The 12,960-nt window shown below is 71.2% G+C and carries 12 protein-coding genes; 7 read left to right on the top strand and 5 right to left on the bottom strand.

Annotated features, from left to right (window positions below; genetic code table 11):
• The first annotated feature begins 55 nt into the window (after nucleotides 1-55).
• Nucleotides 56-961, top strand: a complete 906-nt coding sequence (locus tag JR064_RS03295; protein ID WP_206228811.1) for an endonuclease/exonuclease/phosphatase family protein — start codon at nucleotides 56-58, stop codon at nucleotides 959-961.
• Nucleotides 962-994: 33 nt separating this feature from the next.
• Here the strand turns inward: JR064_RS03295 and JR064_RS03290 are convergent, their stop codons facing one another.
• Nucleotides 995-1,612 (bottom strand): response regulator, encoded by a 618-nt coding sequence (locus tag JR064_RS03290; protein WP_179565666.1) that lies wholly within the window; start codon nucleotides 1,610-1,612, stop codon nucleotides 995-997.
• A gap of 45 nt (nucleotides 1,613-1,657) precedes the next feature.
• The gene (locus tag JR064_RS03285) at nucleotides 1,658-4,663 is read right to left on the bottom strand and encodes a triple tyrosine motif-containing protein (protein WP_206228810.1); all 3,006 of its coding nucleotides are present in this window, start codon (nucleotides 4,661-4,663) and stop codon (nucleotides 1,658-1,660) included.
• 177 nt (nucleotides 4,664-4,840) lie between these two features.
• Here JR064_RS03285 and JR064_RS03280 point away from each other — a divergent pair, with 177 nt between their 5' ends.
• Nucleotides 4,841-5,239, top strand: a complete 399-nt coding sequence (locus tag JR064_RS03280) for a hypothetical protein (RefSeq protein ID WP_179565271.1) — start codon at nucleotides 4,841-4,843, stop codon at nucleotides 5,237-5,239.
• 143 nt (nucleotides 5,240-5,382) lie between these two features.
• Nucleotides 5,383-5,874, top strand: a complete 492-nt coding sequence (locus tag JR064_RS03275) for a helix-turn-helix domain-containing protein (protein WP_206228809.1) — start codon at nucleotides 5,383-5,385, stop codon at nucleotides 5,872-5,874.
• A 60-nt stretch (nucleotides 5,875-5,934) separates the two neighbouring features.
• On the opposite strand, the gene JR064_RS03270 is transcribed toward JR064_RS03275, so the two are convergent.
• Entirely contained in the window at nucleotides 5,935-6,546 is a 612-nt protein-coding gene (locus JR064_RS03270; protein ID WP_185826205.1) for a superoxide dismutase, read from the bottom strand.
• 333 nt (nucleotides 6,547-6,879) lie between these two features.
• Between JR064_RS03270 and JR064_RS03265 the strand changes: the two genes are divergently transcribed.
• Both JR064_RS03265 and JR064_RS03260 read left to right on the top strand, forming a co-directional pair.
• Nucleotides 6,880-7,353, top strand: coding sequence for a guanyl-specific ribonuclease (locus JR064_RS03265; protein WP_179565276.1), 474 nt, complete (start codon nucleotides 6,880-6,882; stop codon nucleotides 7,351-7,353).
• Entirely contained in the window at nucleotides 7,350-7,850 is a 501-nt protein-coding gene (locus tag JR064_RS03260; RefSeq protein ID WP_179565278.1) for a barstar family protein, read from the top strand. The genes JR064_RS03265 and JR064_RS03260 overlap by 4 nt, the downstream gene beginning before the upstream one ends.
• Nucleotides 7,851-8,424: 574 nt before the next feature.
• Here the strand turns inward: JR064_RS03260 and JR064_RS03255 are convergent.
• A complete protein-coding gene (locus JR064_RS03255) occupies nucleotides 8,425-10,323 on the bottom strand; it encodes an ATP-binding cassette domain-containing protein (RefSeq protein WP_206228808.1) in 1,899 nt (632 codons plus the stop codon).
• 131 nt (nucleotides 10,324-10,454) lie between these two features.
• On the opposite strand from JR064_RS03255, the gene dbpA reads away from it, so the two are divergent.
• Complete coding sequence (gene dbpA, locus JR064_RS03250) at nucleotides 10,455-11,831, top strand: ATP-dependent RNA helicase DbpA (protein ID WP_179565282.1); 1,377 nt, start codon at nucleotides 10,455-10,457, stop codon at nucleotides 11,829-11,831.
• A 2-nt stretch (nucleotides 11,832-11,833) separates the two neighbouring features.
• A complete protein-coding gene (locus JR064_RS03245; RefSeq protein WP_241092832.1) occupies nucleotides 11,834-12,346 on the top strand; it encodes a DUF6985 domain-containing protein in 513 nt (170 codons plus the stop codon).
• Nucleotides 12,347-12,468: 122 nt separating this feature from the next.
• On the opposite strand, the gene JR064_RS03240 is transcribed toward JR064_RS03245, so the two are convergent.
• A complete protein-coding gene (locus JR064_RS03240) occupies nucleotides 12,469-12,819 on the bottom strand; it encodes a hypothetical protein (RefSeq protein ID WP_179565286.1) in 351 nt (116 codons plus the stop codon).
• Between the last annotated feature and the right edge of the window lie 141 nt (nucleotides 12,820-12,960).

Genomic DNA, 12,960 nt, shown 5'->3' with positions numbered 1-12,960 from the left:
CGCCGCGTGTCCATGTACACGCGGCGCTGAAGCCGCAGGTCCTAGCATCCAGCGCATGACGCGCACGCCCGGGACTCCACGACGACGGCATCGCCTCGGCTGGCTGCTGCTGGCCCTGGTGACGCATGCGGGCGCGCAAGCGCTGCCCGCCGGCTTGCCGGTGCCGCCGCCTGCGCCCGCGGCGACGCTCAGCGTGGTCAGCCTCAATCTCGATCAGGACCGCAACGACTGGCCCGCGCGCCGCGTGCGCCTCGTCGATGCGCTGCAACGGCTGCAACCCGATGCGATCGCGCTGCAGGAAGTGCTGCAGACCTCCGCGTTGCCGAACCAGGCGCAATGGCTGGCCGCGCAGCTCGGCTACCACTGCCATTTCATCAGCGCCGATCCGCCGAGCCGGCCGCAACGCCGCGGCAATGCGCTGCTGACCCGGCTGCCGGTGCTGGAAGAAGCGGAGACCCTGTTGCATCCGTTCGAGGACTACAGCGTGGCCGGTCTGGTCCGCGTGGACCTGCACGGGCAGCCGGTGAACCTGTACTTCACCCGCCTGCATGCCGAGCGCGACGGTGGCGCCAGCCGCCGCGAACAGGCCGACGACCTGATGGCGTGGATCGACGCCACCGCCGAAGGCGTGCCCTCGCTGCTGGCCGGCGGCTTCTACGCCGCCGCCGACGCACCGGAACTGGCGCCGCTGGCCGCGCGCTTCGGCGACAGCGACGCGCGCCTGCGCGGCGCCGGCAACGACGCGCCGCGCAACGGCCTGGATCCGCACCTGTTCGCGCTGGCCGCGCAGGCCGACCATGTGTTCTTCGAACGCGACCGCTTCCGTCCGCTGCGCAGCGCGCGGCTGCTGCCGCGCACGCCGGGCGCCGCGCGTGGCGCCGACCCGCGCGGCCTGCTGGTGGCGCTGCAACCGCTGGATCCGCTGCCGGCGGACGCGGCCCCGCCGTTGCCGGTGCCTTGACCGCAGCGCGCGCGACGGCGCGCGCCGCTCTGCCTACAGTTCGATGATGCCGCGCTTGACCGCGATCGCCACCGCATGAGTGCGGTCGCGTGCGCCGAGCTTGCACAGGATGTTCTTCATGTGCGCCTTGACCGTCTCCTCGGCGATCGACAGCAGCGCGGCGATGGCCTTGTTGGAGTTGCCCGCGGCCACGCTCTGCAGCACCTGGATTTCGCGCGCGGACAGGCTGTCGCCGAGCAGGTGTTCGGCGATCCCCGCCGCCACTTCGGCCTGCACCTGGCGCCGGCCCTGGTGCACCGCGCGCACAGTGTCGACCAGTTCGCGGCGCAGCCCGCTCTTGAGCAGATAGCCGCTGGCGCCGGCTTCCAGCGCGCGCACCGCCTGCACGTCGCCGCGCGAGGCGGTGACCACCACGATCCGCGCCTGCGGGAATTCCTTGCGCAGGGCGACGATCACCTCGATGCCGCCGAGGCCGGGCAACTGCAGGTCCAGCAGCACCAGGTCCGGGCGCAGCGTGCGATAGGCCTGCAGCGCCTGCAGGCCATCGGCGGCCTCGCCGACCAGTTGCAGGTCCGGTTGCGCGGCCAGCACCGCGGCCATGCCCTCGCGCAGCAGCGGATGGTCGTCGACGACGAGGATGCGGATCGGCATCGGCAACACCTCGTTCACTTCGGCTCGCTCACTTCACGTCTCACTTCACTCGGTTCCCGCCAGCCACTGGCGCAGGCGGCACCATAGCCGGTTTCGCGCCGGTTCGCGGTAGGCGCGGCGCGCCGGCAGGCGCAGATTGAGTTCGGTGCCCATGCCGGGCCGCGACCACACATCCAGGCGCGCCTCGATGCGCCGCGCGCGCTCCTGCATGCCGGTCAGTCCCCAATGCCCGGCGCGGCCGCCGGCGGCCAGCACCTGCGGCTCGATGCCGCGGCCGTCGTCGCGAAAACGCAGCCGCAGCGCATCGCGGCCGTAGGCGATCTCGACCTCGATGCTGCTCGCCTGCGCATGCCGGAACGCGTTGAGCAGCGCCTCGCGGCCGAGCTGGTACAACTCGTCGGCGACCAGAGGCTGCAGCGGCAGCGGCGCGCCTTCGACCAGCACCTGCCGCTGCACCTGCGATTGCGCGCCCAGTTCCTCGAGCATGTCGGCGAAGGCGGTCGGCAGCGAGGGCGTGTTCCCGGCGCTGGCGCGCAAGCCCTCGACCCGGTCGCGCCCCTGCTCCAGCGCCTGTTCGGCGCGATCGAGCGTGCTCTCCAGTTCGCGCCGCAGCGGCGCGCCGGCCGGCAGCGTGCCCAGCGCCGCATGGGTGCGCAGGATCAGGCCCTGGTAGCCCTGCAGCAAGGTGTCGTGCAGTTCGCGGGCGATGCGTTCGCGCTCCTGGTAGCGCTCTTCCAGCCGCAGCCGCAGCCGCGTGGCCAGCTGGCGCATGCGCAGCAGGTACAGCGCCGACAAGGCCAGCAGCAGCGCCAGCGCGCACAGCAGCCAGAACGCCGGGGTCTGCACGAAGCGCGGCGCGATGCCGAAGCGCAGCGTGGCGCCCTGCGTGTTCCAGACCCCGTCGTTGTTGGCGGCGATGACCTGGAAGCGGTACTGCCCGGGGCGCAGGTTGGTGTAGAACGCCTCGCGGCGCGCGCCGGCATCGCGCCAGGTCTCGTCCACGCCATCCAGGCGGAAGCGGAAACGCATCCGCTCCGGCGAGGTCAGGCTGGTCGCGGTGTAGGCAATCTGCACCCGCGTGGTGCCCTTGGGCAACAGCAGCGGCGCGTCCAGCGGCAGCGGCCGCTCGTTGGCGAACAGCGCGCGCACGAACACCTGCGGCGGCCACGGGTTGCGCCACAGGCGCCGGGTGTCGATCCAGGCCAGGCCCTGGCTGGTGGCCAGCCAGACCAGGCCGTCGCCGTCGCGCGCCGCGGTGCCGCTGCGGCTGGCCTGCACCGCCAGGCCGGGCAAGCCGTCGGCGGCACCGTAGTAGGCCGGTTGCAGCGTCGCCGCGGCGGCGCCGAGCGCCGCATCGAGCTGGCGCCGGCCGATCCGCGACACGCCGACGGCACCGTTGAGCCACAGCTCGCCGTCCTCGCTCTCGGCGATGCCGGTGATGCCGCGCAAGCCCGGTGCGCGCGACGGCGGCAATGTCGCGAAGCGCGCGCCCTGCCATTGCGCGATGCCCAGCTCGCCGGCCACCAGCAGCGCGCCGGCGCCGGCATGGATGGTATTGACCCGGCCGACCTGCACGCCGTCGCCGGCCGCGAACGCGCGGACCCGCCCGCCCTGCAACTGCCGCACTTCCCCGGACGCGTAGCCGAACCAGTAGCGGCCCTGCGCGTCCTCGGCGATCGCGGTGCAGGTCGCCGGCGGCAGCAGGGCCTGCCGCATCCATTGCCCGGCGCGGTAGCGGAACACGCCGTGCTCGGCGATCGCGACCCAGGCGTCGCCGGCGCGATCGGACAGGAACGCGCGCACCTGCCGCGGCGCGAACCCGATCGGCAACGCGACCTCCTCGCGGCGCCCGTGGCGCAGCCGCAGCATGGCGTCGGCGCCGAGCACCCAGCCGCTGTCGCGCAGCCGCGCGTACTCCTGCGCCAGCGGTTCGCCGCGCAGCAGCCGCTCGGCACTGGCGCGGTCGGCGCGGAACATGCCCTGCGGGTCGGAGACCAGCACGCTGCCGTCGGGCTGCGCATGCACTTCGACCTCGCCGGCCTGGGCACCGGGCTGGCCGGGCAGCGCCATCACGTTGCGCTGGCGGTAGCGGTTGAGACCTAGCGTGCTGCCGATCCAGACATTGCCCTCCTTGTCCTCCAGCACCGGCGCGGCGAAGTCCGAGGCCAGCCCGTCGCTGCGGCGCAACCGCTCCAGCCGCGGCGCGCGCGGATCGTCCAGCACCACCCGCACCGCGCCGCGCGCCTGGAAATCGGACAGCCACAGGCTGCCGTCGCGGGCGAAGCCCATGCGCCGTGCCGCCAGACCGCGCAGCGCCGGCACGGCGAGCTGCGCCGTCGGCGGCAGCAGCGTGCCGTCGGCATCGGCGATGACGCGGGTGCCGCCGCGCCGGTCCGACAGCCAGATGCGGCCGTCCGGGCTTTCGGCCAGCACCGCGTACAGCATGGTGGCGATGCCCGTGGACTCGAAGCGGCGTGCGCCCGGGCGCAGCCGCAGCACGCTGTCGCCGCTGCTCACCCACAGCACGCCGCGGCGGTCGCGCAGCAGCCAGTCGGCGCGTGCGGACGGATACCCCCAGTCGGCGCCGATCCGCTGCCAACGGCGGCCGTCGAAGCGGGCCAGCCCGGCCCAGGTCGCCGCCCACAGCGTGCCCTGGCCGTCCGTTTCCAAGCGCGCCACCGGCCCGGCCGGGAAGCCCTCGGCCGCGCCGAAGTTCAGCAGCCGGCCGCCTTGCAGCAGGCTGGCGCCGCCATCGAAATAGCCCAGCCACATGCGCCCGTCCGGCAACACGGTCAGCGCGGTCACGTTCTGCGACAGCAGCTGCGCGCCATGCGCCGGCTCGCGGCGCTCGAAGCGCTCGCCATCGAAGCGGTACAGACCGAACCCGGTGGCCATCCACAGATAGCCGTCGCCCGACTGCGCCAGCGCCCACACGTCCGCCGGCGCGCCCTGCTCCACCCGCCAGGCGGTGTTGTGCAGCGGCGTCGGCCGCAACGGCGTCGGTGTGGCCGCGGCAAGCGTCGCCGCGAAGGCCAGGCCGAGCACCAGCACGGCGCCCGCCCAAAGCCGTCTTCGCAGACTTCGCACTGCGCTTTCTCTCGCTCGCAAAAAGGAAAAAACCGGATTTTCGACGGCTGCGCCGAACCCGCCAACGCCCCGATCGAGGGATGTTGCGCTGCCCCGAATACGGCTAGGCCGGCGTGCTGCGCCGGCCTTAGCCTGAGGGCCATGCAACGACTTTACTCCATGTTCCCCGGCGGCAGCGCCGGACTCGGGCTGCTGGCCCTGCGGCTGTTCCTGGCGCTGAGCCTATGGCCGTCCACCGCCGGCGGCGCCTGGGCATTGCCGCCGCACTGGCGCTGGGCGGCGCTGGCGCTGGCGCTGCTGGCGGCGGTCGGCGCGCTCACTCCGCTCGCCGCCGCGCTGGCCTGCGCAGTGCCGGCGCTGGCGTTGTGGCATGGCACGACCGTGGCGGGCAGCGCACTGCTGGCGGCACTGCCGGCGCTGGCACTGGCGCTGCTCGGGCCCGGAGCCTATTCGCTCGACGCACGCTGTTTCGGCCGGCGCCTGCTGGTGTTGCCGCGCGAACCGGCACAGGCCTCGCAGCGGAATCCCCCGAACGGGTGAGCATCCGCTCTGCCGGAATGGGGTGGCCGCGCTGCGGCGCCGGCAGCAGCATGGACAGGTCCCGGAACCGCATCCACGCGCATGCCGCAGGCGCCAGCCGAGATCGCGCGCGTGCGTTTCCGGCGCTTCCCAGGAGACACGCCATGCCCCGCCCCCACGCTCCCGCCCAACGCTCCACCGCCACCGATCGCCCGCCCGCCGCCAGCGCCGCCGGCAAAGGCCTGCGCCCGTGCGCACTGGCCCGCGCCCAACGCTACATCGACCACCATCTGGCCGAGCGCATCGGCCTGGCCGACATCGCCAACGCCGCCTGCGTCAGCCGCTACCACTTCGCGCGCATGTTCCGCCTGAGTACCGGCCACAGCCCGATGCAATACCTGCTGCAGCGGCGGATCGAACGCGCCCGGCAACTGCTGTTGAGCGGACGCCATTCGGTCAGCACGGTGGCCTACGAACTCGGCTTCTTCGACCAGAGCCATTTCGTCAACAGCTTCCGCCGCGTCACCGGCGCGACCCCGGGCTGGTATGCGCGGCACAACCGCGACAGCGCCGGTACCGGCACGCCGGCCGCGGTGCCCGGCAACGGCGCCGAGCGTGCATCCGTCACCGCCAGGCTGTGCCTGCCGGCCGCCTGAGCGCACAAAACGAAAGGCCGGGCGAACCCGGCCTTTCGATCCACGGCGCTGCCGGCGCGATCAGGCGATCGCGGCGTGGTAGCGGCGCTCGACTTCGTTCCAGTCCACCACGTTGAAGAACGCGCCGATGTAGTCCGGGCGGCGGTTCTGGTACTTCAGGTAGTAGGCGTGTTCCCACACGTCCAGGCCCAGGATCGGAGTGTTGCCCTCGAACAGCGGGCTGTCCTGGTTGGCGGTGCTTTCGACCACGATCTTCTTGTCCGGGGTCACGCTCAGCCACGCCCAGCCGCTGCCGAAGCGGGTCAGCGCGGCCTTGGTGAAGGCTTCCTTGAACTTGTCGAAGCCGCCGAGCTGACTGTCGATCGCCTTGGCGACCTCGCCGACCGGGGCGCCGCCGGCGTTGGGCGCCATCACCGTCCAGAACAGCGAATGGTTGGCATGGCCGCCGCCGTTGTTGCGCACCGGACCCTGCAGGTTCTCCGGCAGCGACTTCAGCTTGGACACCAGCGCCTCGACCGGCAGGTCGGCGTACTCGGTGCCTTCCAGCGCGGCGTTGACGTTGTTGATGTAGGTCTGGTGATGCTTGGTGTGATGGATTTCCATCGTCTGCGCATCGATGTGCGGTTCCAGCGCGTCGTAGGCGTAGGGCAGCTTGGGGAGGGTGTAGGCCATGTGGTTCTCCTGGACGTTCGCCCGCCGGAAGGACGGACGTTGCATGATGAATGGTAGGGACGACCGGCGACCATACCAAGACCGGCGTTGGGGAAACATCGTCCCATCGCGCAACGGCAGTGCCGGCCGCCGCCGCGGATCGGCGGCTACCATGCGCCAGCACCCGGTTAGTCGCATGTGAATCGCGCGTTGCAGCCGCGTCCGCGGCGCTGGCGCGACGCCAGGCCAGCATTGCTGGCGCGTGGTTAAGAGCACGAACAGCCGCGCTCGCCCATACTGTGCCGCTGCTGCGCCAGAACGCGGCACCCGCCGTTCTCGCTGGAGCTTCCCCCGATGCGCAAGCCCGTGTTACTGATCGCCGCGATCGTGCTGCTCGCCGCCGGACTGTGGGGCATCCGCGCATTGCAGCAGCCGCCGCATCCGCAGTTCGCGCCCGCGCTCACCAACCCCGCTCCGCTGCCGGCACCTGCGCCGGCGCAGCCGCCGGCCACGCCGGCCGCGAGCGCGGACGCCACGCTGCCGGCGTTCCTGCCGCCCGAAGCGCGCGCCACCATCGCCCTGATCCAGCGCGGCGGTCCGTTCCCGCACCGCCAGGACGGCAGCGTGTTCGGCAACCGCGAAAACCGGCTGCCGTCACGCCCGCGCGGCTACTATCGCGAATACACCGTCGACACGCCGGGGCTGGAGCACCGCGGGACGCGGCGCATCGTCACCGGCGGCGACCCGCCGGACGTCTGGTACTACAGCGACGACCACTACGCCAGTTTCCGCAGTTTCAGCATCGCCTCCGGGAGGCCGTCGCCATGAACACTTTCAATTTTTCGCTGAACCTGGCCGAGCCGGCCGCATCCGGCGTCTACCGCGTCGCCAACAGCGACCTGGACAGCATCGCCGCGCTCGGCCGCGACGCCGGCCTGCGGCTGTGCCGGATCGACCTGCAGGGCTGCAGCAGCAAGCCGATGCTGCTGATGCGGCTGGCCGCGCAGCTGGACTTCCCGATCGGCTTCGGCCGCAACTGGGATGCCTTGATGGACGGCCTGCGCGACCTGTCGTGGCTGCCGGCCAAGGGCGGCTATGCGCTGCTGCTGGAAGACGCGGCCGAACTGCAATCGGTGGCGAAGAAGGATTTCGACGTGCTGCTGGAACTGCTCGACGACGTGGCCAAGGAATGGGCGCAGGACGGCATCGCCTTCGTCGCCTTCGTCGGCCTGCTGACCGGCGACGAGGCCGAATCCGACGAGCGCGACAGCCAGGCCGATGATCTGGACGAAGACGACGACGAAGAGGAAGCCGCCTCGCGCTGAGCGGAGCGCCGGCTGCGCAGTCGCGCGGCTGGCGCCGCTTCAATGCTGAAATTCCGCCCAAGGTGCACCCAGCACGCTGGCCGCAAGACTTTGTAGGAGCGGCTTCAGCCGCGACGGACGAAGCGGCGAAGTCGCCGCAACCGAACCGCGCCGGGACTGAAGTCCCTCCCACAGCGCACCCAGCACGCTGGCCGCGAGACTTTGTAGGAGCGGCTTCAGCCGCGACAAACGAAGCGGCGGAGTCGCCGCAACCGCACCGCGTCGAGACTGAAGTCCCTCCCACAATGCACCCAGCACGCTGGCCGCGAGACTTTGTAGGAGCGGCTTCAGCCGCGACGAACGAAGCGGCGAAGTCGCCGCAACCGGCCCGCGTCGGGACTGAAGTCCCTCACACAGTGCACCTATCCAACGCGGCGCGAGTTCCCTGTGGGAGCGACTTCAGTCGCGACGCGCGAAGCGGTGGACTCTCCGGCGTCGAATACTGTAGTGACTGAAGTGCCCCTGCAGCCCCACCGTGCGCCGGCCAGCCGATGGCAAGCGCCTGTAGCAGAGAACGCCCCTTAAACCGGCGCCGCTACGCGTCCAGCTCGCTCCAGCGCGCATAGGCCGCGTCCAGCTCGGCCTGCGCCTGGGTCAGCGCCTGCGTATGCGCGGTCACCGCCGCCGCATCGCGCTGGTAGAACGACGACTCCGTCATCGCCGCGGTCAATGCCGCGACCTGCTGCTCCAGCGTCTCGATCCGCGCCGGCAACTGCTCCAGCTCGCGCGCATCCTTGTAGCTGAGCTTGCGCTTGGCCGCCGGCGCCGCGGCAGCGGCGGGCGCTGCCACTGCAGGCGCGGTCGCCGCTGCGGTGGCCGAGGCCTTGGCTACCGCCATCGCGCTGGCCGGCGGCGCGGCGCGCTGGCGGACCCAGTCGCTGTAGCCGCCGACGTACTCGCCGATGCGGCCGTCGCCTTCCATCACCATGGTCGAAGTCACCACGTTGTCGATGAAGTCGCGGTCGTGGCTGACCAGCAGCAAGGTGCCGGTGTAGTCGCCGAGCAGCTCTTCCAGCAGCTCCAGCGTCTCCACGTCCAGGTCGTTGGTCGGTTCGTCCATCACCAGCAGGTTCGACGGCTGCGCGAACAGCCGCGCCAGCAGCAGGCGGTTGCGCTCGCCGCCCGACAGGCGGGTGATCGGCGCGCGGGCGCGTTCCGGGGTGAACAGGAAATCCTGCAGGTAGCCGTGCACGTGCTTGCGCTTGCCGTTGACCTCGATGAAGTCGCGGCCCTCGGCGACGTTCTCGATCGCGCTCCAGTCCTCGCGCAAGGTGGCGCGGTACTGGTCGAAATAGGCCACCTGCAGGTTGGTACCGGTGCGGACCTCGCCGCTGCCCGGGGTCAGCTCGCCCAGCAGCAGCTTCAGCAGCGTGGTCTTGCCGCTGCCGTTGGGGCCGATCAGGCCGATGCGGTCGCCGCGCAGGATGGTGCTGGAGAAATCGCGCACCATGGTCCGCGCGCCGAAGGCGAAACTCAGCTCCTTGGCCTCGATCACCTTCTTGCCAGAAGACTCGCCCTGCGCCGCCTCCATGCGCACGTTGCCGCCGAGTTCGCGGCGCTGGGTGCGCTCGTTGCGCATCGACTCCAGGCGCCGCACGCGGCCTTCGTCGCGGGTGCGGCGCGCCTTGATGCCCTGGCGGATCCACACTTCCTCCTGCGCCAGCATCTTGTCGAAGCGCGCATTCTCCTGCGCCTGCGCGTTGAGCCGCTCCTCGCGGCGGCGCTCGTAGTTGGCCCAGTCGCCAGGCCAGCTGGTGACCTGGCCGCGGTCGATCTCGACGATGCGCGTGGCCAGGGCACGCAGGAAGCGCCGGTCGTGGGTGACGAACACCACGCTGCCGTTCCAGCCTTTCAGGAACAGTTCCAGCCAGTCGATCGCCTCGATGTCCAGGTGGTTGGTCGGCTCGTCGAGCAGCAGCAGGTCCGGCGCCGACACCAGCGCGCGCGCCAGCAGCACGCGCCGCTTCATGCCGCCGGACAGCCGCGCGAACTCGGCGTCGCCGTCCAGGTCGAGCCGGGTCAGGGTCTCGTTGACCCGCTGGTCCAGCGCCCAGCCGTTGGCGCCGTCGATCTTGGACTGCACCGCGCCCAGCGCGTCGCCGTCGAACTCGGCGGCGTGGCTGAGCCGGTGGAACTCGGCCAGCCAGTGGCCGAGCTCGCCCAGGCCGTCGGCGACCACGTCGAACACGCTGCCGGCGGCGCCGTGCGGCACCTCCTGCTCCAGCCGCGCGATGCGCACGCCCTGCTGGACGCGAATCTCGCCATCGTCGGGCTTGAGCTCGCCGGCGATCAGTTTCATCAAGGTCGATTTGCCGGCGCCGTTGCGGCCGATCAGGGCGATACGCTCGCCCGGCTCGATCGACAGTTCGGTCTTTTCCAGCAACAAGGGGCCGCCGACGCTGTAGTCGACGTTCTGTAGGGTGATAAGAGGCATGGGGGAATTGTACGGGACTCGGGACTCGGGACTCGGGACCAAGAGCGCAGACAGCCGCGGTTGGCGCCGCGCATTGCTCCGGATTTGCCGAGTCCCCGGTCCCGAGTCCCCAGTCCCGGCTAAAATGCGCCATGAACGATTTCGACACCCTGTCCCTCTCCCCGGCGCTGGCGCCGGGCATCGACGCGCTCGGCTACACCACGATGACCCCGGTGCAGGCGCAGAGCCTGCCGCCGATCCTGGCCGGCCAGGACGTCATCGTGCAGGCGCCCACCGGCAGCGGCAAGACCGCGGCGTTCGGCCTGGGCCTGCTGCACAAGCTGGACCCGGCGCTGACCCGCGCGCAGGCGCTGGTGCTCTGCCCGACCCGCGAACTGGCCGACCAGGTCGGCAAGCAGCTGCGCAAGCTGGCCACCGGCATTCCCAACATGAAGCTGGTGGTGCTGACCGGCGGCATGCCGCTGGGCCCGCAGCTGGCCTCGCTGGAGGCGCACGATCCGCAGGTGGTGGTCGGCACGCCCGGGCGCATCCAGGAGCTTGCGCGCAAGCGCGCGCTGCACCTGGGCGGGGTGCGCACGCTGGTGCTGGACGAAGGCGACCGCATGCTCGACATGGGCTTCGAGGAGCCGATCCGCGAGATCGCCAGCCGCTGCGACAAGCACCGCCAGAGCCTGCTGTTCTCGGCCACCTTCCCCGACGCGATCCGCACCCTGGCGCGCGAACTGCTGAAGGAGCCGGCGGAAATCACCATCGAAGGCGCCGACAGCGCGCCGGAGATCGAGCAGCAGTTCTTCGAAGTCGACCCCACCTACCGGCAGAAGGCGGTGGCCGGGCTGCTGCTGCGCTTCACCCCCGAGTCCAGCGTGGTGTTCTGCAACACCCGAAAGGAGGTCGACGAGGTGGCCGGCTCGCTGCAGCAGTTCGGCTTCTCGGCGCTGGCGCTGCACGGCGACATGGAACAGCGCGACCGCGACGAGGTGCTGGTGCGCTTCGTCAACCGCAGCTGCAACGTGCTGGTCGCCAGCGACGTGGCCGCGCGCGGGCTGGACGTGGAGGACCTGGCGGCGGTGCTCAACTACGAACTGCCGACCGATACCGAAACCTACCGCCACCGCATCGGCCGCACCGCGCGTGCCGGCAAGCGCGGCCTGGCACTGAGCCTGGTGGCGCCGCGCGAGCTGGCGCGCGCGCAGGCGCTGGAGGCCGAACAGGGCCAGCCGCTGCGCTGGTCGCGCGCGCCGCTGGCCACCGCGCGCCCGGCGCAGTTGCCGCAGGCGGCGATGGTCACGTTGCGCATCGACGGCGGCAAGACCGACAAGCTGCGCGCCGGCGACATCCTCGGCGCGCTGACCGGCGATGCCGGCCTGTCGGGCGCGGCGATCGGCAAGATCGCGATCTACGCGACCCGCTCCTATGTCGCCATCGCCCGCGAGCATGCCGGCCGCGCGCTGGGACAACTGCAGGCGGGCAAGATCAAGGGCCGCCGGTTCCGGGTCAGCAAGCTGTGAGCTTGCTGGCGCAGATATTGGCGTCGCTGGACGAGGACGAGGACGGCACCGCCTGGAGCGATGAGGTGCCAGTGCGCTGGATGCGCGCGGACTGCAGTTTCGTCCTCGAAGACTATGCCGCCGATCCGGCGCAGGCCGACTTCGGTGCCGCCATCGAAGCGTTCCTGCACATCGACGATGCGGTGTTCGCCGCCGCCGCGACGCACGTGTTCGCGTATTACCAACGCATGCACGCCTTGCACGAAAAGCACGGCTTGCCCTCGCCACGCATCGACGACCCGGCGCAGGTGTGGCAGCACGTCCAGTTCGGCAGCGAGGCCTATGCCAGCCGCTACCGCGACGGGCGGATCCGCATCAGCCTGGAATGCAACTGCGACTGGGAACAGGAACACGGACTCCAGTTGGTGTTCACGCACGACGGACGGATCTGCAAGGTCGGCCCGTTCGATGGGCACCTGAGCCACGCCGACGCCTACGCCGACCCCAGCCTGGAAACGGTGGTCTATCCGCACTGATGCGGCGTCGCGCGGGGGTCGCGATCGCGGCGGTCCCTGCGAGCACGCTGCCGCCGATGGCCGCTCGCTCGTCGACGATCGGCTCCAAAGCGCACCCGACGTCGGTGCCGGCCTCGACCCGCTCAGCGCAGCCGCACGATCCGCGACCACTGCCGCGGCGGATGCGCCCCGCCCCTGCCGCGCCGGCTGCGGCGCAGGTGGATGATCGGCAGCGCCAGCGCCGCGCCCAGCAGCAGTGCCAGCGCCAGCCAGGCGCGCAGCTGCGCCGGCGGTTCGAACAGCACCGCGTACAGCAGCAGGGTCAGCGCCAGCAGCACCGGTGTGGTCTTGCCGCTGGCGTAGACGCAGCGGCCCAGACGCGAAGCGGCGATCGCCGCCGTGCCGCCCGGCCAGATCGCCACGAGCAATGCCGAGACCAGCTTGGCCAGCGCGAATGCGGCCGCCAAGGCCAGCAACAGCGTTTGTCCGTTCATCGTGCCACCACCCGTCGCATGCCGATCGCATGCGGAAAACGGTAAGCCACGCAGTTCGCGGGCGAATGCGCGCGGTTGACACATTCAGCCGCGGATCGACATCGCCCGCCAACGAGCGCTCGCCCGGCTCGATTGCCGCTG

Origin of the sequence: Xanthomonas bonasiae, from assembly GCF_017163705.1 — a bacterium.
Lineage (GTDB): Bacteria > Pseudomonadota > Gammaproteobacteria > Xanthomonadales > Xanthomonadaceae > Xanthomonas_A > Xanthomonas_A bonasiae.
This window is presented reverse-complemented; position numbering and strand designations above follow the sequence as displayed.